This is a genomic window from Streptomyces sp. NBC_00289, from assembly GCF_041435115.1.
Classification (GTDB): Bacteria; Actinomycetota; Actinomycetes; order Streptomycetales; family Streptomycetaceae; genus Streptomyces.
In genome coordinates this window covers 4,406,576-4,426,400 of sequence record NZ_CP108046.1, presented here as the reverse complement: position 1 = coordinate 4,426,400, position 19,825 = coordinate 4,406,576, and the positions used below count along the sequence as shown (strand labels likewise).

Here is a 19,825-nt window from a genome sequence, read left to right as displayed (position 1 = left end):
CCCTGGGATAGGCTCTCGGCCTTGCTGTGTATCAGCCATGCATTCCTTGGGGGGAATCTTGAAGACTTCCGTACGTGGTTCCGCACGCCGTCGCGCGGCGGGTGCCGGCCTCGCCGCCCTGGCCCTCGCGGGCGGTGCGGTCGGGTGTGCCAAGGGCGACGACGAGTCGCCCGCCATGGAGCCGGCCGCGGCCGTCGCCAAGGCCGCGAAGAACGCCGAGACCATCACGTCCTTCCGCTACACGATGACCGGCAAGGTTCCGGACGCGGGCCGGGTGAACGGCGAGGCGGCGATGAGCGTCAAGCCGCCGGCGATGAGCATGAAGATCACCGCTCAGGACAAGGGCGCCGACGGCAAGGTGGAGATCCGGCTCGTCGACAAGGCCATGTACATCGGCGGGGGCGCCCAGGCCGCCAAGGAGATGGACGGCAAGAGCTGGATCAAGTTCGACATGTCCGCGCTCGGCGCCGACAAGCAGCTGAACCCCGCCCAGCTCGGGGCCGGCCAGGCCGACCAGAACCCGGCGACCGAGTCCACCTTCCTCACCGGCTCCAAGGACGTGAAGAAGGTCGGCACCGAGACCGTCGACGGGGTGAAGACCACCCACTACCAGGGCAACGTCACCCTCGACGAGCTCGAGGCCTCCCTCAAGGGCAAGGACAAGGCCACCCGCAAGACCCGCGAGAAGAGCATCGCGCAGTACGAGAAGATGGGCGTCGACTCGCTCGTGATGGACATGTGGATCGACGGCGACGACCACACCAAGAAGTTCCGCATGCGCGGAGACGCCGACAAGGGCCCCCTCGACATGACCATCACCTTCCTCGACATCAACAAGCCCGTGACGGTCACCGCCCCACCCGCCAAGGACACGGTCGACCTCGCGGAGATGATGAAGGACGCCTCCGGCGCCGAGAGCTGAGGCTCGCACGACCGGATTTGCCTCGCGGCGAGCCGGTCACGTACTCTCCTGAAGAAGCCAAAGACCGCTGGTCGTCGCTGTGCGCTCGCAAGAGGGTGCGGTGGCCGAAGGATCCGTAGAACTGCGGACGACCCGCGCAGGTGACTGTGGATGAACTCCCGGTACCGCCGCTCACGCTGCGGACACCGGTCGAGTCACGCCCCGTGCGCCTGCGCCGGGGCGTTTCGTTTTCCCCGGCCCCTTGCGAGCGGTCCTCATCACCCGGAAGGAGGCCGACGCTCTATGGCAAGGCCCGACAAGGCTGCCGCGGTAGCCGAGCTCGCGGACCAGTTCCGCAGCTCGAACGCCGCCGTGCTGACCGAGTACCGGGGTCTCACCGTGTCGCAGCTCAAGACGCTGCGTCGTTCGCTCGGTGAAGACGCCCAGTACGCCGTGGTGAAGAACACGCTGACCAAGATTGCGGCCAACGAGGCCGGGATCTCGACGCTCGACGACCTGTTCAACGGTCCGACGGCGGTCGCCTTCATCACCGGTGACCCGGTGACGTCGGCGAAGGGTCTTCGTGACTTTGCCAAGGACAACCCGAACCTCGTCATCAAGGGCGGTGTCCTTGACGGCAAGGCGCTCTCCGCCGACGAGATCAAGAAGCTCGCGGACCTCGAGTCCCGCGAGGTTCTGCTCGCCAAGCTGGCGGGTGCCTTCAAGGGCAAGCAGTCCCAGGCTGCCTCGCTCTTCCAGGCGCTGCCCTCGAAGTTCGTCCGCACCGCGGAGGCGCTTCGGGTCAAGCTGGCCGAGCAGGGCGGTGCCGAGTAACTCGGCTCGCGCATTGACCGCCGCCTGAGGCGACGGTCGCAGCGGGCCGAACGTACGCCCGCCTCACATGTACATCGGCACCAGCCGAATTAGTGGAAGGATCGCCCACATGGCGACGAAGCTGTCCCAGGAAGAGCTGCTCGAGCAGTTCGAGACCCTCACCCTCATCGAGCTCTCCGAGTTCGTGAAGGCGTTCGAGGAGAAGTTCGACGTCACCGCCGCCGCCGCGGTCGCCGCTGCCCCGGCCGGCCCGGCCGCCGCCGCTGAGGTTGCCGAGGAGCAGGACGAGTTCGACGTCGTCCTCACCGGTGCCGGCGAGAAGAAGATCCAGGTCATCAAGGTCGTGCGCGAGCTGACCTCCCTGGGTCTCAAGGAGGCCAAGGACCTCGTGGACGGCGCCCCGAAGCCCGTTCTCGAGAAGGTCGCCAAGGACGCCGCCGAGAAGGCCGCCGAGGCCCTCAAGGGCGCCGGCGCCTCCGTCGAGGTCAAGTAACACCTCACGCGACCGCACGGCCCCGCGCGGGCCGCTGCGGCCGCGGGCGACAGGCCCCGTAAGGGGCCTGTAACGCTGACGCACAGAAGAGCGATCATCCATCTGGGTGGTCGCTCTTCGGCGTTCAGGGGAGGCCGGTTGCGGCAGCCTTGCGGGGAGAGGTGCGCGGAGTATGGTGATCATCGTCGTGTCTCCGAGTGCCCGTGGTGGCGGCGGCACGTGACGGTCGCAGCACCAGGTTTGGGCAGTGGGGCCTTGACGAACCGCACGCAGCGCGCAATTCTCAGGACGCGTCGTCACAAGGATCCGGGTCCGAGGCATGGATCGATGGCGAAGAGGGCAGTATCAACGTGCATTGAGGGCGTGGGCTTGCGCAGGTGTCGGGAACAACGAGGGTCTCGAAAAACCCGCATTGGACATCAGTGTGCCGAGTGGCTACACTGACCCTTTGCGCTGCCTGTTAGCTGCTCCCTGCCCGTCACCAGGGGCATGCCCTCACTTGAGCACAGACGACCGGACCGTCCCTGACCTGGCCACTTCTGGCCCGTGAAGGAAACGTCTGTCCCTGTGCGCCGGAGAGGGACCGGTACGCGCGTAGTGAGTCCGAGCCCTCGGAAGGACCCCCTCTTGGCCGCCTCGCGCACTGCCTCGACCGCGAATATGAACAACGGCGCCAGCACCGCCCCGCTGCGCATCTCCTTTGCAAAGATCAAGGAGCCCCTCGAGGTTCCGAACCTTCTTGCGCTGCAGACCGAAAGTTTCGACTGGCTGCTCGGCAACGACGCGTGGAAGGCTCGTGTCGAGGCGGCTCTGGACAGTGGACAGGACGTCCCCAGGAAGTCAGGTCTGGAGGAGATCTTCGAGGAGATCTCCCCGATCGAGGACTTCTCCGGGTCGATGTCCCTGACGTTCCGTGACCACCGCTTCGAGCCTCCGAAGAACTCCATCGACGAGTGCAAGGAGCGCGACTTCACGTTCGCCGCCCCGCTCTTCGTCACCGCCGAGTTCACCAACAACGAGACCGGCGAGATCAAGTCCCAGACGGTCTTCATGGGCGACTTCCCGCTCATGACCAACAAGGGCACCTTCGTCATCAACGGCACCGAGCGTGTCGTGGTGTCGCAGCTGGTCCGCTCGCCGGGCGTCTACTTCGACTCCTCGATCGACAAGACGTCCGACAAGGACATCTTCTCCTCCAAGATCATCCCGTCCCGGGGTGCCTGGCTGGAGATGGAGATCGACAAGCGCGACATGGTCGGTGTCCGCATCGACCGCAAGCGCAAGCAGTCCGTCACCGTCCTCCTCAAGGCCCTCGGCTGGACGACCGAGCAGATCATCGAGGAGTTCGGCGAGTACGAGTCCATGCGCGCCACCCTGGAGAAGGACCACACCCAGGGCCAGGACGACGCGCTGCTCGACATCTACCGCAAGCTGCGTCCGGGCGAGCCCCCGACCCGTGAGGCCGCGCAGACGCTGCTCGAGAACCTCTACTTCAACCCCAAGCGCTACGACCTCGCCAAGGTCGGCCGTTACAAGGTCAACAAGAAGCTGGGTGCGGACGCTCCGCTGGACGCGGGCGTCCTGACCGTCGAGGACATCATCTCGACGATCAAGTACCTGGTGAAGCTGCACGCCGGCGAGACCGAGACGACCTCCGACAGCGGTCAGACGATCGTCGTCGAGACCGACGACATCGACCACTTCGGCAACCGTCGCCTGCGCAGCGTCGGCGAGCTCATCCAGAACCAGGTCCGTACGGGTCTGGCGCGTATGGAGCGGGTCGTCCGCGAGCGCATGACGACTCAGGACGTCGAGGCGATCACGCCGCAGACCCTGATCAACATCCGGCCGGTCGTCGCCTCCATCAAGGAGTTCTTCGGCACCAGCCAGCTGTCGCAGTTCATGGACCAGAACAACCCGCTGTCGGGTCTCACCCACAAGCGCCGTCTGTCGGCTCTTGGCCCGGGTGGTCTCTCCCGTGAGCGGGCCGGCTTCGAGGTCCGTGACGTGCACCCGTCGCACTACGGCCGCATGTGCCCGATCGAGACGCCCGAAGGCCCGAACATCGGTCTGATCGGCTCGCTCGCCTCCTACGGCCGGGTCAACGCGTTCGGCTTCGTCGAGACGCCGTACCGCCGGGTCACCGACGGAATCGTCACCGACGAGGTCGACTACCTCACGGCCGACGAAGAGGACCGGTTCGTCATCGCGCAGGCCAACGCCACGCTCGACGACGACATGCGCTTCACCGAGAACCGCGTCCTGGTCCGCCGCCGTGGCGGCGAGGTCGACTACGTCGCCGGTGACGACGTGGACTACATGGACGTCTCGCCGCGCCAGATGGTGTCGGTCGCGACCGCCATGATCCCGTTCCTCGAGCACGACGACGCCAACCGTGCCCTCATGGGCGCGAACATGATGCGCCAGGCCGTGCCGCTCATCAAGAGCGAGGCCCCGCTCGTCGGCACCGGCATGGAGTACCGCTCCGCCGTCGACGCCGGCGACGTGGTCAAGGCCGAGAAGGACGGTGTGGTCCAGGAGGTCTCCGCGGACTACATCACCACCGCCAACGACGACGGCACGTACATCACGTACCGCCTCGCGAAGTTCTCGCGCTCCAACCAGGGCACCTCGGTGAACCAGAAGGTCATCGTCAACGAGGGCGACCGGATCATCACCGGTCAGGTCCTCGCCGACGGTCCGGCCACCGAGAACGGCGAGATGGCGCTGGGCAAGAACCTGCTCGTGGCGTTCATGCCGTGGGAGGGTCACAACTACGAGGACGCGATCATCCTGTCGCAGCGCCTCGTGCAGGACGACGTCCTCTCCTCGATCCACATCGAGGAGCACGAGGTCGACGCCCGTGACACCAAGCTCGGCCCCGAGGAGATCACCCGGGACATCCCGAACGTCTCCGAGGAGGTCCTCGCCGACCTCGACGAGCGCGGCATCATCCGTATCGGTGCCGAGGTCGTCGCCGGCGACATCCTCGTCGGCAAGGTCACTCCCAAGGGCGAGACCGAGCTGACCCCGGAGGAGCGCCTGCTGCGCGCGATCTTCGGTGAGAAGGCCCGTGAGGTCCGTGACACCTCGCTGAAGGTGCCGCACGGCGAGATCGGCAAGGTCATCGGCGTCCGCGTCTTCGACCGTGAAGAGGGCGACGAGCTGCCGCCGGGCGTGAACCAGCTGGTTCGGGTCTACGTGGCGCAGAAGCGCAAGATCACGGACGGTGACAAGCTCGCCGGCCGTCACGGCAACAAGGGTGTCATCTCCAAGATCCTGCCCATCGAGGACATGCCGTTCCTCGAGGACGGGACCCCGGTCGACATCATCCTGAACCCGCTCGGTGTGCCGTCCCGAATGAACCCGGGACAGGTTCTGGAGATCCACCTCGGCTGGCTCGCCAGCCGCGGCTGGGACGTCTCCGGGCTCGGCGAGGACTGGGCGAAGCGCCTGCAGGTCATCGGCGCCGACCAGGTCGACCCCGGTACCAACGTCGCCACCCCCGTCTTCGACGGTGCGCGTGAGGACGAGCTCGCGGGTCTGCTGAACCACACCATCCCGAACCGCGACGGCGACCGCATGGTCCTGCCGTCCGGTAAGGCGAGGATGTTCGACGGCCGCTCCGGCGAGCCGTTCCCGGAGCCGATCTCGGTCGGCTACATGTACATCCTCAAGCTCCACCACCTGGTCGACGACAAGCTGCACGCCCGGTCGACCGGTCCGTACTCGATGATCACCCAGCAGCCGCTGGGTGGTAAGGCCCAGTTCGGTGGCCAGCGCTTCGGTGAGATGGAGGTGTGGGCGCTGGAGGCATACGGCGCCGCGTACGCCCTCCAGGAGCTGCTGACCATCAAGTCCGACGACGTCACCGGTCGCGTGAAGGTCTACGAGGCCATCGTCAAGGGCGAGAACATCCCCGAGCCCGGCATCCCCGAGTCCTTCAAGGTGCTCATCAAGGAGATGCAGTCCCTGTGCCTCAACGTGGAGGTGCTGTCCTCGGACGGCATGTCCATCGAGATGCGCGACACCGACGAGGACGTCTTCCGCGCAGCGGAGGAGCTTGGCATCGACCTGTCCCGGCGTGAGCCGAGCAGCGTCGAAGAGGTCTGACGGGAGTTCGGAGGCCTTCGCGATGAAGGCCTCCGGCCCCAGGACCCCCGTATCAGACCCCATGACTTACAACCCTGAGAGGGATTGACGCATAGTGCTCGACGTCAACTTCTTCGACGAGCTCCGGATCGGTCTGGCCACCGCTGACGACATCCGTCAGTGGAGCCACGGCGAGGTCAAGAAGCCCGAGACGATCAACTACCGCACGCTCAAGCCCGAAAAGGACGGACTCTTCTGCGAGAAGATCTTCGGTCCGACCCGGGACTGGGAGTGCTACTGCGGCAAGTACAAGCGTGTCCGGTTCAAGGGCATCATCTGTGAGCGCTGTGGCGTCGAGGTCACTCGCGCCAAGGTGCGCCGTGAGCGGATGGGCCACATCGAGCTGGCCGCTCCCGTCACCCACATCTGGTACTTCAAGGGCGTCCCGTCGCGTCTGGGCTACCTGCTCGACCTGGCCCCGAAGGACCTCGAGAAGGTCATCTACTTCGCGGCGTACATGATCACGTACGTCGACGACGAGCGTCGCACGCGTGATCTGCCCTCGCTGGAGGCGCACGTCTCCGTCGAGCGTCAGCAGGTCGAGAACCGCCGCGACGCGGACCTCGAGGCCCGCGCCAAGAAGCTCGAGACCGACCTGGCCGAGCTCGAGGCCGAGGGTGCCAAGGCCGACGTGCGCCGCAAGGTGCGCGAAGGCGCCGAGCGCGAGATGAAGCAGCTGCGCGACCGTGCGCAGCGCGAGATCGACCGTCTCGACGAGGTGTGGACCCGGTTCAAGAACCTCAAGGTCCAGGACCTCGAGGGCGACGAGCTGCTCTACCGCGAGCTGCGGGACCGCTTCGGCACGTACTTCGACGGTTCGATGGGTGCCGCGGCGCTGCAGAAGCGCCTGGAGTCCTTCGACCTCGACGAGGAGGCCGAGCGCCTTCGCGAGATCATCCGCACCGGCAAGGGCCAGAAGAAGACCCGTGCGCTCAAGCGCCTCAAGGTCGTCTCCGCGTTCCTGCAGACCAGCAACAGCCCCAAGGGCATGGTGCTCGACTGCGTGCCGGTCATCCCGCCGGACCTGCGTCCGATGGTGCAGCTGGACGGTGGCCGCTTCGCGACCTCCGACCTGAACGACCTGTACCGCCGCGTGATCAACCGCAACAACCGTCTGAAGCGGCTTCTCGACCTCGGCGCGCCCGAGATCATCGTGAACAACGAGAAGCGCATGCTCCAGGAGGCCGTCGACGCGCTCTTCGACAACGGCCGTCGTGGTCGCCCGGTCACGGGCCCCGGCAACCGTCCGCTGAAGTCGCTGTCCGACATGCTCAAGGGCAAGCAGGGTCGTTTCCGTCAGAACCTGCTCGGCAAGCGTGTGGACTACTCCGCGCGTTCCGTGATCGTCGTCGGTCCGCAGCTGAAGCTGCACCAGTGCGGTCTGCCGAAGGCCATGGCACTGGAGCTCTTCAAGCCGTTCGTGATGAAGCGCCTGGTCGACCTGAACCACGCGCAGAACATCAAGAGCGCCAAGCGGATGGTCGAGCGCGGCCGCACGGTCGTGTACGACGTCCTGGAAGAGGTCATCGCCGAGCACCCGGTTCTGCTGAACCGTGCGCCGACGCTGCACCGCCTCGGCATCCAGGCCTTCGAGCCGCAGCTGGTCGAGGGCAAGGCCATCCAGATCCACCCGCTCGTCTGCACCGCGTTCAACGCGGACTTCGACGGTGACCAGATGGCCGTCCACCTGCCGCTCTCCGCGGAGGCGCAGGCCGAGGCCCGCATCCTGATGCTGTCCTCGAACAACATCCTCAAGCCCGCCGACGGCCGTCCGGTGACGATGCCGACCCAGGACATGGTCCTCGGTCTGTTCTTCCTCACCACCGACGGTGAACTGCGTGACGTCAAGGGTGAGGGCCGTGCGTTCGGCTCCTCCGCCGAGGCGACCATGGCGTTCGACAACGGCGAGCTCGCGCTCCAGTCGGCGATCGACATCCGCTTCCCGGTGGGCACCATCCCGCCGCGCGGCTGGACCCCGCCGGCGCAGGAGGAGGGTGAGCCGGAGTGGCAGCAGGGTGACTCCTTCCGCCTGCGGACGACCCTGGGCCGCGCGCTCTTCAACGAGCTGCTGCCCGAGGACTACCCGTTCGTCGACTACTCGGTGGGCAAGAAGCAGCTCTCCGAGATCGTCAACGACCTGGCCGAGCGCTACCCCAAGGTCATCGTGGCGGCGACGCTCGACAACCTGAAGGCGGCCGGCTTCTTCTGGGCGACCCGCTCCGGTGTCACCGTGGCCATCTCCGACGTCGTCGTTCCCGAGGCGAAGAAGGAGATCGTCAAGGGGTACGAGGCGCAGGACGAGAAGGTCCAGAAGCAGTACGAGCGCGGTCTGATCACCAAGGACGAGCGCACGCAGGAGCTCATCGCGATCTGGACCAAGGCGACCAACGAGGTTGCCGAGGCGATGAACGCGAACTTCCCGAAGACGAACCCCATCTTCATGATGGTCGACTCGGGTGCCCGAGGAAACATGATGCAGATGCGTCAGATCGCCGGTATGCGCGGTCTGGTGTCGAACGCCAAGAACGAGACGATTCCGCGTCCGATCAAGGCGTCCTTCCGTGAGGGTCTGTCCGTCCTCGAGTACTTCATCTCCACCCACGGTGCCCGTAAGGGTCTCGCGGACACCGCCCTGCGTACCGCCGACTCGGGTTACCTGACCCGTCGTCTGGTGGACGTCTCGCAGGACGTCATCATCCGCGAGGAGGACTGCGGCACCGAGCGCGGTCTGAAGCTGCGGATCGCCTCGAAGGACGCCAGTGGCGTGCTGCGCAAGGCGGAGGACGTGGAGACCAGCGTCTACGCCCGGATGCTCGCCGAGGACGTCGTCATCGACGGCAAGGTGATCGCGCCGGCCAACGTGGACCTGGGCGACGTGCTCATCGACCAGCTCGTGCGCCACGGTGTCGAGGAGGTCAAGACGCGTTCGATCCTGACCTGCGAGTCGCACGTCGGCACCTGTGCCATGTGCTACGGCCGCTCCCTGGCCACCGGCAAGCTGGTCGACATCGGTGAGGCGGTCGGCATCATCGCCGCCCAGTCCATCGGTGAGCCCGGTACCCAGCTGACGATGCGTACCTTCCACACCGGTGGTGTGGCCGGTGACGACATCACGCAGGGTCTGCCGCGTGTCGTCGAGCTCTTCGAGGCCCGTACCCCGAAGGGTGTCGCCCCGATCTCCGAGGCCTCCGGCCGCGTGCGGATCGAGGAGACCGAGAAGACCAAGAAGATCGTCATCACGCCGGACGACGGCAGCGAGGAGACGGCGTTCCCGATCTCCAAGCGCGCCCGACTCCTGGTCAGCGAGGGCGAGCACGTCGAGGTGGGCCAGAAGCTCACCGTGGGTGCCACCAACCCGCACGACGTGCTGCGCATCCTGGGTCAGCGTGCCGTCCAGGTCCACCTGGTCGGCGAGGTCCAGAAGGTCTACAACTCGCAGGGTGTGTCGATCCACGACAAGCACATCGAGATCATCATCCGGCAGATGCTGCGCCGGGTGACGATCATCGAGTCGGGCGACGCGGAGCTGCTGCCCGGCGAGCTGGTCGAGCGTTCGAAGTTCGAGACCGAGAACCGTCGTGTGGTCCAGGAAGGCGGCCACCCGGCCTCCGGCCGTCCGCAGCTGATGGGTATCACCAAGGCCTCGCTGGCGACGGAGTCCTGGCTGTCGGCCGCCTCCTTCCAGGAGACGACCCGAGTGCTGACGGACGCGGCGATCAACGCCAAGTCCGACAGCCTCATCGGCCTCAAGGAGAACGTCATCATCGGTAAGCTCATCCCGGCCGGTACGGGTCTGTCCCGCTACCGCAACATCCGGGTCGAGCCGACCGAGGAGGCCAAGGCCGCGATGTACTCGGCCGTCGGCTACGACGACATCGACTACTCGCCGTTCGGCACCGGCTCCGGCCAGGCCGTTCCGCTGGAGGACTACGACTACGGTCCGTACAACCAGTAAGCGAGCAGCTTGAACCGAAGGGCGCCCACCCCGTCTCGTACGGGGTGGGCGCCCTTCGGGCGTGTCCGGGTACGCGGGGCCCCGGCTCAGCGGGTCAAGCGCAGGAACGGTTCCAGTTCGCTCAGGCGGGTCTGGTGGTCGGGGTGGGTGGACAGGAGCCTGGCCAGGGTGCCGGGTTCGCGGAGTTGCAGTCCCTGGGCGACGAGGGCCGCCTTGGCCGCCGTCTCCTCGGTCTGGAAGTGGTACAGCACCTCGGCGAGCTGGCGGGCGAAGCCGAGTTCGGCGGCCTGCTGGTCGGCGCGCAGTTCGCCGCGCCGGCCCGCGTAGGCGAGCAGATAGGGGGCGACGACCAGCGGGACGGCGATGTACCAGGCGGCGAAGAACGCGGCCACCGCCATCAGGCTCATGAACAGGATCAGGAAGCCGGTCGCCGCCACGGAGAACACGCCGGCCACGGCGAGCGCGAACCTCGCCAGTGCCCTGGTCGCCGCCCAGGCGATCCGGCCGGGCAGGGAGTACCAGTAGCCGAGCAGTCCGGCCCAGGCGTGGCCGCCGGTGTGGTGACCGAGTTCGTGGGCGAGTACGGCGGCGAGGTTGCTGCTCGGGATCCGGTTCAGGGCGTACGTGGTGACGCCGACGACATGGCCGGCCACGGCCGCCGCGTTCAGCTCCTCGCTGTTCTCCACCATCAGCTCGTAGGTGCCCCGTTCGATGCCGGCGCGGGCGGTGACCTCGTGCCAGACGGGTTCCAGCCGGGCCCGCTCGTCCGGCGTCGGCAGCCGGAGCTTGAGCACGTGCCGGGCGAAGGCCAGTTCGGTGGGCCGGTGGAAGACGAGCAGCCCGGAGGCGACCCAGGCCACGATCACGAACGTCCCCACGACGCTCCCGAACAGGCCCAGGGCCAGGGAACTCACCAGCGCGAGGCTCACCAGCGCCCCCGGCAACTGCACCGCGAGCCGCCCGACCGCCGTGGCGTCGGCCCCCCGCTGGTGCTCGGCCACGTGCACGCGGGCGCCACGGTGGCGGTAGTCGAGGTCGTCGGCAGCGGGCGGGGGCGGCGCGGGCGTGACACCGGGGACAGCGGGTGGCGACGGTACGGCGCCGGGGTGCGCGTACGGAGGCGAGGCGGTGGTTGCGCCGGGGTGGGCGGGGCCGGCGGTCGGGTGTGTGGCGTGGGCCGGGGGCGGGCCGGGGTGAACGGGGCCGGCGGTCGGGTTCGGGGAGTACGCCTGACCCGGGTCGGGGTACGCGGGGCCGGAGCCCGGGTGGGACGGGCCTGTGCCCGGGTACGTGGGGCTCGGGTACGTCGGAGTTGAGGGGGCGGAGGTCGGGCCGGAACCCGGGTATGTCGGAGCGGTTCCGGGGTGGCTGGGGCCGGAACCCGGGTGTGTCGGAGCGGCTCCGGGGTGGCTGGGGCCGGCTCCGGGGTATGTCGGAGCGGCTCCGGGGTTGCCGCGGCCGACGTCAGGGTATGCCGGACCAGTTCCGGGGTAGCTGGGGCCGGCATCGGGGTATGCCGGGCCAGTTCCGGGGGCGGGACCAGCGCCTCGGTACGCCGGATCAGCTCCGGGGCCAGGGCCAGCGCCCGGGTACGCCGGATCAGCTCCGGGGTGGCTGGGACCAGCATCGGGGTAGGCCGGGCCCTGGCCCGGGGAGGCTGGATTCGAAGCAGGGTAGGCCGAGCCTCTTCCGGAGGCGGCCGGCCCTGTGCCGGAGGCGGCGGTACCTGCGCCCGAGTAGGCCGCCCCCGGCTGCGGTTGCTGAGAAGTCGGTGCTGCCGTGGGTTCCGGGTATGCGGGTGCCTGGGGATGGGCGGGCTGGCCGGTGGTCGGGTATGTGGGGCTCGGAATGGCGGCGTCGGGGTAGGGCGGGTTCGGGTATGTGGGCCCCGAGGTGGCGGTGTCCGGGTAGGGCGGGCTCGGGTGGGCCGGGTCGGGCGGGTTCGGTGGGTGGGGCATGGTGGCTCCTTCGAGGCGGGGACGTCAGCCGATGAGCGGGGCGGTGGGCAGCAGCAGGGTGCCGGTGCAGAAGGCGATCAGGCCGGCGCGGATCCAGCGGTGCTTGGACGCGGCGATCCCGCTGTTCTCGGCGAGGGCGGCGAGCAGACCGGCGGCCGGGTCGCGGTCGGTGTCGGCGAGGGCCTCGGCGAGCCGCCCCTCGCGCACGGCCTGTTGGATGTCGCCGAAGTAGCAGAGGGGCCGTCCGGCGGCCCACGCGTCCGTGCGGTAGCGGGGCAGCACCGCCAGCAGCAGTGAGACCAGCGACAGCGCCAGTGCGGCCGCCCCGGCCCACCAGACCGCGGCTCCGGGACCGGACAGCCGCCCCGGCGACCAGTCCCGGCCGGCCAGCAGCGCGGTGAACACCCCGGCCGTCATGCCCAGGGCCGCCACCAGCACGGATGCCTTGGTGTCGGCGCGGGCGATCTCCCCCCGCACCTCGGCGAGCAGCCGCTCCGCGGTCCGGTTCCCGGTGGTGCCGGAGGTGGAGGAAGCGGGGGACACGGTGTCGGGGGTGGTCACGCGGACCCGGCCTCGGGTGGCTCCGCCGCGTACCCCCCGGGCGCGGGCGGCACGGCGGGTGCCGGTCCGTCGGTGACGGGGGGCATGGGCGGCGGGGGAGGCGTCGGAACGGCGTACAGCGTCTGCTCGTACGACCCGGTGGGCCCCTGTGCCGTCTGCTCGTACGACCCGGCGGACCCCTGTGCCGCCGGGTCGTACGGGACCTGAGAGGGGGCCTGCGGCGCGCCGTAGCGAGCTGTCGGCCCATCAGGGGCGTAGGACGGCGTGCCGGGGGCGTAGGACGGCGTGCCGGGCGCGTACGGCTGCTGCGGGACGTACGGCTGCTGGGGGGCCGGCGCGTACGGCTGCTGCGGGGCCGGCGCCCCGGGGTAGGGCGGTTGGGGGGCTTCGCCGTACGGCGAGGGCGGCGGCGCGCCCGGCGGCAGGGCCGGGGGTGTCTGCTCGCGCAGCAGGTCGTCCACGGAGCGCAGGACGGACCGGGCCGACTCCGCCTTCTGGAAGTCCTCCAGCGTGTCCCCGGCGATCACCTCCAGCTCCTTGCGGATCGAGCCGAGCTGGTCCTTCTGCAGGGTCTGGATCACCATCCGGGTGTCCCTGGGGTGCGCGGCGAGGTGGAAGGCCCACGCGCCGACACCGCCGTGCTGGAGGTGGTGCTGGTGGAAGGCGATCTTCTGGGCGATCAGCTCCTGCGACTGGTGCTCGCGCAGCACCTCCAGCTCGTGCTCGAGGCGGGCCTGCCGGAGCCGGTACTCGTGCTCGGGGTCGAGCATCTCCGACTCGTAGCGGAGGGTCCGCCTGCGCCGGCGGTGGGCGATCGCGTCGTCGTCCAGGCGCAGCCGCACCACGCACGACACGGTCAGACCGGTGCCCGCGGCGAAGTCGCCCTCCTCCTCCACCGCTCGCTGGACGGCCCGCTCGGCGGCGGGGCTGTCGTCGATGGGGAAGCGCCGGGTGACCGGCCGGGCCGCCTGCTGGAGTTCCCGGGTCAGCCGGGTCGGTACGTCACGCTCGCCGCTCACCACGAACGCGACCGGATCCGACACGCGCCAGGTCAGGTCGGCGGTGACGCCGAACGCGAACGCGTCGTCGTCACTGGGCAGTTCGAGCTCCAGCCGCACGGGATGACTGCCCATGTCCACCTCGTAGACGGAGGTGTAGCGGCGGGTCGCGGCCTCCGCCCGGCTCGGCCGGCGCGGCGGCAGGAAGACGTCGTAGGACCCGCTCGCGGTCACGAAGACCAGGGCGTGGTCGATCGCGCCGACCTGTCTGCGCGCGGTGTAGTCGAACCGTGAGATGGGGCGCACGGTCAGCACCGGGTCGATCAGCGCGGTGTGCCGGTCGGCCTGTTGCTGCCACTCCGGCGGCCGGCGGAATTCCGTCACGGGACACTCCTCGGGGTCTGCGGGTCGGGCGGGATCTGAGGGCATGGACAGGTGGTTCAGCGCGCGGTCACCGGGTGCAGGACGGTGAGCAGGCGGTCGGCCGGCGCGGGGCGCGGGCCGCCGTCCTCGGCGCGCATCGTGCGCAGCGTGTGGTCGAGCCGCTTGCGGTCGTCCGCGGTGACGACCAGCGCGGGCAGCAGCAACTCCAGGGCCAGGGCGGTGTCCGCGCGGCGGCCGGCGACGTACACCCAGACGCGCAGGGCGTCGAGGGCCGGGCGCGTGTGGGTGTGGCCGTTCAGGGCGGTGCGCCACAGGGTGGCGAGGTCGCGGGCCGCGTCGGCCTCGTACATGCCGGTCTCGGAGTACCAGCCGACGAGCCCGCCGTCCTCGTCGTTGTCGCAGGCACGCACGAACGCGGCGAGGGCGAGGTCGCGGACCGCCGGGGTGTCCAGGTACAGCAGCCGTACGAACTCCGCGAGCACCTCGGCGCGACGTCGGCCCGGGCCGCCGGACAGCAACAGGGCGGCGGACTCGGTGAGGTTGGCGTACTCGGCCGGACTGCTGGCGTCCACCCGGGCGCGGGCGGCGAGCGCGCCGAGCGCGGGCCCGGCGAGGTCGGGGCGGAGCGGGGCGAGCAGGCCGAGGGCGCGGATGGCCGTCCAGCGGCGGCCCGGATGGCTGTCGGAGCACCACTGGGTGAGCAGCCGCAGGACGACGGGCAGGTCCAGGAGCAGGGCGAGCGTCAGCGTGTTCGCGGCGGTGACACGGGGGCCGAAGGCGCGGGACCTGGCCCAGCCGTCGACCAGGAGCGCCATCGTCGAGGGCAGGTCGGCGGCGGCGAGCAGCGCGGTGGCCGCGGCGGCCCGGGTGCGCACCAACGGGCGTCCGTCGCGGGCGAGTTGCCGCAGCCACTCGACGAGTGCCGGGCGGGCCGAGGGATGTCCCGTCCACACCTCGGTGAGCAGGACCCGAGGGGTGCGTTCGTCGCGGAAACGGGACATGAACTGGGGCACCGCCCCCCATTCCGTCTGCTCGTCCCGCAGTTCGCCCTCGGCCCGGGCGAGCGCGAGCCGGTCCTCGGGGGCCGGACCGAACACCGGGATCTCCGACGGCTGTTCGGGATGCTGGAGCCGCTGGAAGTGGACGAACAGCTTGTCGGCGAGCTCGGCCGCGAGGACGTACGGGGCCTGGTCGAAGACGGCGAGCGAGAGCAGGAAGGCCTTGTCCCGAAGGCCGGTCGCCGGGTCGCTGAGCCAGTCACGGCACTGCTTCTCCACCGCGGCCTGCCCGAAATCCGCGAGCCGGGCCAGCGCCTGCGCGCCGCCGTCGTACGTGGCCAGCGAATCGGCGAACGCGGCCGCCTCGGCCGGCCGGCGATCAGGGGCGGCGAGGAAACCGGTCACCGGTTCGAGGGCGAGCAACGCGTCGACGTCGTCCGGCCGGTGCCGGGCCAGCAGCGCCCGTACGACGTCCCGCGCGCCCGGCGGAACCCAGGGGCACGGGGTGACGCCGGGCAGGTGCGGCGAGTTCTCGACGGTGACGACGAGGTAGCCGTCGGCCTTCCTGAGCTGGTCGCGGGCCGCGAACAGGTGGGTGTCGCGCAGCGGGCGGTTGCGGCTCAGCGGCAGGTCGCGCAGGACGTGCCCGCCGGGCCGGGTGAGCTGTGCGCTCAGCGTGGCCGGCGGGGTCTCGGGGCTCAGGGCGTGGACGGTGCTCACGCCCAGCCGGTGCAGCAGCATCACGGCGGCGGCGTTGCGGCCGGTGGCGTGGGCGCCGCAGAGGACCAGGACGCGCTCGTCGCGCAGCCGTTCCAGGGCGCTGGCGAAGGCGGGGCCCTCGGCGAACACCTCGGCCAGCGCCTCCAGGCGCTTGTGGGGTATCTCGCCGGAGGCGTCCTGGGCGGTGGCCGCCGGGCCGTGGTGGTGGATCTCGGTCCTGCCACCCAGGTAGACGTCGCCGTCGACCTGCCCGCCGGACACGCCGTGCTGGGAGCCGCCGACCAGGCTGCCGCCGAAACCCGTCCCGTCGCCGAGGATGAAGTCCGGGGTGTGCGCGAACAGTTCACGCTGCGCGGCCCGCGCCTCCTGGGTGCGCTCCTCGTCCGGGTCCGGCCCGGCGTCGGGGTGTGGGTCCCGGCGCGGGGGCGGAGGCTGCTGCGCGGCGCCTGGGGATACGTCGTCGGGGCCGGCGTCCCCGGCCTCGGGTGCCGTCACGACTGCTCACCCACCGTGCCGCCGAGGTGGACGTCCCCGGTGACCTGCCCGCCCGACACGCCGTGTTGATCCCCGGCCACGAGACCGCCCCCGAACCGCGGCGAGCCGCTGCCGAAGTTGAAAACGGGGCCGGGAGCGGGCGCCTGCGGCGGGACCGGAGCGGGGCTCGCCGCGGTGGCCGGCGTGGCGGGGACGGACGGCGGCTCTGCCGCGGCGGCCGGCACAGCCCGTTCCGGAGCCGCCGCCTTCGAGGCTGCCCGTTCCGGAGCCGCCGCCTTCGAGGCTGCCCCTTCCGAAGCCGCCGCTTCTGACGCCGCCCGTTCCGAAGGCGCTGCCTCCGAAACCGCCCCTCCTGAAGGCGCCGCCTCCTGAGCCGCCCGTTCCGGAGCTGCCGCCTCTGAAGCAGCCCCTCCTGAAGGCGCCGCCTCCTGAGCCGCCCGTTCCGGTGCTGCTGTCTCCGAAGCCGCCCCTCCTGAAGGCGCCGCCTCCTGAGCCGTCCGTTCCGGAGCCGCCGCCTCTGAAGCCGCCCCTCCCCGAGCCCCCGCCTCCGAGGCCGCCCCTCCCGAGGTCACCGCCTCCGAAGCCGCCGTCCCGCCGGGGACCGGGCCGTGGAGCCAGGCCGTCAGGGGGCCGTTCTTGCTGGTCAGTGTGACGGGGTGGAAGTCCGCGGCCGGGACGCCGTGGTGGTCGTGGCGGACGATCCCGGCGTGCACGCCCTCCGACACGCAGAGCGCGAAGCCGGACGCGCGTTCGCGCAGCGCCGCCCGCAGCAGGTGTGCGTCGAGGAGACGGCAGGCGTGGTTGAGGTCCGAGCCGACCCAGCCGCCGTGCTCGTCGACGGCCACGTACCCGGTGGCGACCACGCCCCGCAGCCGGATCCGGGCCGAGCTGGAGGCGATTCGGTTGTAGCCGTGCAGCTGCGCCGGGACCTCGGTGAGCAGGGCCCGCAGCAGTCCCGTCACGGAGGCGTTGGCGTCGATCAGCTCCATGACCGAGTCGCCGCGGTCGGCCCGCAGGCGCAGCGTCTCGTCGATGCCGGCGTGTTCCAGGGCGCGGTCGGTGATGTCGTAGAGGACTCGGCGCAGGTACGTCTGCTCGACGTCGTCCCGGTCGCTGTACTTCTCGATGTCGAGCAGGAGGATCGTGCGGCTCACGGGGTCGGGCATGGTCGCCTTTCGGTCGCGGGCGAAGGGGCGTGGACGATGGTTCGCGGGGGCGGTGCGCCCCCGGGATCGGAAGGGTGTCGCGGCCGGTGCCGGGGCCGTGAGGACGGATGACCCACGGGAACTGTGACGGTGTGCACAGAAGGCCCCCCGAGAGCACGGATCACTCGGGTCCCTCGGCTCGCGCGATCCTGCGCAGGACGCCGGGCCGGACGATCACCAGCGCCCGCCGCCCGGTGATCACCACTCCGCGCTCGCGCAGTTCCTTGAGCAGCCGCTGCACCGCCTCGCGCGAGGCACCCACCGAACCGGCGAGCTCCTGCTTGCTCAGCGGCACGGACAGTTCGACGCCGTCGGCGGTGCGGCGGCCGTGGGTGCGGGCGAGGTCGAGGAGCAGGGCCGCGAACCGCTCCCTGACGCTCATCGAGGCGAACTCCAGGCGGCGCCGGTCGGCGGCGCGCGTCCGGTCCGAGGTGAGGCCGAGGAGGGCGAAGGAGGTGGCGGGGGAGCGGTTCAGGAAGTCCGTGAAGCGTTCGCGCTGTACGGCCACGGTCCGTACGGCCTCCAGGGCGGTCACGGTCGCCGAGCGGGTCCGGCCGGTCAGCGCGGCGGACTCGCCGATGATGTCGCCGGGGCCGCGCAGCGCCAGCAGGGCCTCGTAGCCGTTGGCGGCCGCCGCGGTCACCTTGGTCCAGCCCGCGACGATGAACAGGACGTGCGAGGAGGGTTCGCTCTGGTGGAGGAGGACCATCCGCGGTGCGAAGGACAGCTCGCGGCCGAGCGCGAGCAGCGCGGCCCGGTCCGCCTGCTCCAGCCGGGCCAGGAACGGCACCCGGTCGTCCAGACCGTCGTCCCCCGTCAGGCCGTCCGGCAGGTCGAACGGCGACGCCCCCGGTAAGCCGCCCGGTGTCTCATCCGGTATGTTCCCCGGCCCCGGTGTGCCGGCCCGGCTTTCGGCTGTCATCGTCCCCGCCCCCCACGCGTCAGCGATCGCTCAAAGTACTGAAGGGGAGGCGGGGGCGAGACACGAACGGGTGGGATTCACACGGAAGTGCCGACCAGCAGATATGGGGAACCGGAACAAGCCCGGCGTGTCGGGGCGGACGGCAGTTGTTTTGACCGAAGTCGTTGAGGTAGGTACGCTCAGACCTTGTGCCTGGGGTGTGCCCTGGCCCTCGTGCGTGCCTTCAACCGCACACGGGGCCGAGCGCGGCCGCCGTAATCTGTGCCCTTTTCGCCTTGCGCGGGAGTATGCAGCATTCGACACACCCGACCGCGTGGGTCGGCGACGTTCCAGGTTAGCTTCACCATTCGGCACACAGAAACCGGAGAAGTAGTGCCTACGATCCAGCAGCTGGTCCGGAAGGGCCGGCAGGACAAGGTCGAGAAGAACAAGACGCCCGCACTCGAGGGTTCGCCCCAGCGTCGTGGCGTCTGCACGCGTGTGTTCACGACCACCCCGAAGAAGCCGAACTCGGCCCTGCGTAAGGTCGCGCGTGTGCGTCTGACCAGCGGGATCGAGGTCACTGCCTACATTCCGGGTGAGGGACACAACCTGCAGGAGCACTCCATCGTGCTCGTGCGCGGCGGCCGTGTGAAGGACCTGCCCGGTGTTCGCTACAAGATCATCCGCGGTTCTCTCGACACCCAGGGTGTCAAGAACCGCAAGCAGGCCCGCAGCCGCTACGGCGCCAAGAAGGAGAAGTAAGAATGCCTCGTAAGGGCCCCGCCCCGAAGCGCCCGGTCATCATCGACCCGGTCTACGGTTCTCCTCTTGTCACGTCGCTGATCAACAAGGTGCTGCTGAACGGCAAGCGCTCCACCGCCGAGCGCATCGTGTACGGCGCCATGGAGGGCCTGCGCGAGAAGACCAGCAACGACCCGGTCATCACGCTGAAGCGCGCGCTGGAGAACATCAAGCCGACCCTCGAGGTCAAGTCCCGCCGTGTCGGTGGTGCGACGTACCAGGTTCCGATCGAGGTCAAGCCCGGTCGCGCCAACACGCTCGCGCTGCGCTGGCTCGTCGGTTACTCCCGCGCCCGTCGCGAGAAGACCATGACCGAGCGTCTGCTCAACGAGCTTCTCGACGCCTCCAACGGCCTCGGTGCCGCTGTGAAGAAGCGCGAGGACACCCACAAGATGGCCGAGTCCAACAAGGCCTTCGCGCACTACCGCTGGTAGTCGCTACCCACATCGAGACCGAGAGAAGACGA

13 protein-coding genes are annotated in these 19,825 nt (G+C 69.7%); 7 read left to right on the top strand and 6 right to left on the bottom strand.

The genetic code is table 11. The annotated features are described in order from the left end of the window. The first annotated feature begins 58 nt into the window (after positions 1-58). The 5 genes from OG985_RS20015 (at position 59) to OG985_RS19995 (ending at position 10,335) form a co-directional block, all read left to right on the top strand. On the top strand, positions 59-922 hold the full coding sequence (locus OG985_RS20015; protein WP_371669702.1) for an LppX_LprAFG lipoprotein: 864 nt from the start codon (positions 59-61) through the stop codon (positions 920-922). 282 nt (positions 923-1,204) lie between these two features. Then, positions 1,205-1,735 (top strand): 50S ribosomal protein L10, encoded by a 531-nt coding sequence (gene rplJ / locus OG985_RS20010; protein WP_371669701.1) that lies wholly within the window; start codon positions 1,205-1,207, stop codon positions 1,733-1,735. Between the two features lie 109 nt (positions 1,736-1,844). Further along, on the top strand, positions 1,845-2,228 hold the full coding sequence (gene rplL / locus OG985_RS20005) for a 50S ribosomal protein L7/L12 (protein ID WP_371669700.1): 384 nt from the start codon (positions 1,845-1,847) through the stop codon (positions 2,226-2,228). A gap of 627 nt (positions 2,229-2,855) precedes the next feature. After that, positions 2,856-6,341 (top strand): DNA-directed RNA polymerase subunit beta, encoded by a 3,486-nt coding sequence (gene rpoB / locus OG985_RS20000; protein WP_371669699.1) that lies wholly within the window; start codon positions 2,856-2,858, stop codon positions 6,339-6,341. 94 nt (positions 6,342-6,435) lie between these two features. Then, positions 6,436-10,335, top strand: a complete 3,900-nt coding sequence (locus OG985_RS19995; protein WP_371669698.1) for a DNA-directed RNA polymerase subunit beta' — start codon at positions 6,436-6,438, stop codon at positions 10,333-10,335. Positions 10,336-10,421: 86 nt separating this feature from the next. Here OG985_RS19995 and OG985_RS19990 read toward each other — a convergent pair whose 3' ends face one another. The 6 genes from OG985_RS19990 to OG985_RS19965 form a co-directional block, all read right to left on the bottom strand. Further along, positions 10,422-11,342 (bottom strand): M48 family metalloprotease, encoded by a 921-nt coding sequence (locus OG985_RS19990; protein WP_371669697.1) that lies wholly within the window; start codon positions 11,340-11,342, stop codon positions 10,422-10,424. A gap of 975 nt (positions 11,343-12,317) precedes the next feature. Continuing rightward, positions 12,318-12,854, bottom strand: coding sequence for a Pycsar system effector family protein (locus OG985_RS19985; RefSeq protein ID WP_371669696.1), 537 nt, complete (start codon positions 12,852-12,854; stop codon positions 12,318-12,320). Next, positions 12,851-14,236 (bottom strand): PE-PGRS family protein, encoded by a 1,386-nt coding sequence (locus OG985_RS19980; RefSeq protein WP_371669695.1) that lies wholly within the window; start codon positions 14,234-14,236, stop codon positions 12,851-12,853. Before OG985_RS19980 ends, OG985_RS19985 begins: the two co-directional genes overlap by 4 nt. Positions 14,237-14,292: 56 nt before the next feature. Further along, positions 14,293-16,449 carry a hypothetical protein gene (locus tag OG985_RS19975; protein WP_371669694.1) on the bottom strand — a complete coding sequence of 719 codons (2,157 nt, stop codon included), beginning with the start codon at positions 16,447-16,449 and terminating at the stop codon, positions 14,293-14,295. After that, a complete protein-coding gene (locus OG985_RS19970) occupies positions 16,446-17,603 on the bottom strand; it encodes a hypothetical protein (RefSeq protein ID WP_371669693.1) in 1,158 nt (385 codons plus the stop codon). The genes OG985_RS19975 and OG985_RS19970 overlap by 4 nt, the downstream gene beginning before the upstream one ends. Positions 17,604-17,775: 172 nt before the next feature. Further along, positions 17,776-18,474 carry a Crp/Fnr family transcriptional regulator gene (locus tag OG985_RS19965; RefSeq protein WP_371674440.1) on the bottom strand — a complete coding sequence of 233 codons (699 nt, stop codon included), beginning with the start codon at positions 18,472-18,474 and terminating at the stop codon, positions 17,776-17,778. 474 nt (positions 18,475-18,948) lie between these two features. On the opposite strand from OG985_RS19965, the gene rpsL reads away from it, so the two are divergent. Together rpsL and rpsG are read left to right on the top strand one after the other, a co-directional pair. Then, positions 18,949-19,320, top strand: coding sequence for a 30S ribosomal protein S12 (gene rpsL / locus OG985_RS19960; protein WP_003948652.1), 372 nt, complete (start codon positions 18,949-18,951; stop codon positions 19,318-19,320). Between the two features lie 2 nt (positions 19,321-19,322). Next, positions 19,323-19,793: a 30S ribosomal protein S7 gene (gene rpsG, locus OG985_RS19955; protein ID WP_005481264.1), complete on the top strand. Its 471-nt coding sequence runs from the start codon at positions 19,323-19,325 to the stop codon at positions 19,791-19,793. Positions 19,794-19,825 lie beyond the last annotated feature (32 nt).

Bases quoted from the DNA above. Each gene is read 5' to 3' on its own strand.
- rplJ (WP_371669701.1), top strand. From the start codon at position 1,205: ATGGCAAGGCCCGACAAGGCTGCCGCGGTAGCCGAGCTCGCGGACCAG.
- rplL (WP_371669700.1), top strand. From the start codon at position 1,845: ATGGCGACGAAGCTGTCCCAGGAAGAGCTGCTCGAGCAGTTCGAGACC.
- rpsG (WP_005481264.1), top strand. From the start codon at position 19,323: ATGCCTCGTAAGGGCCCCGCCCCGAAGCGCCCGGTCATCATCGACCCG.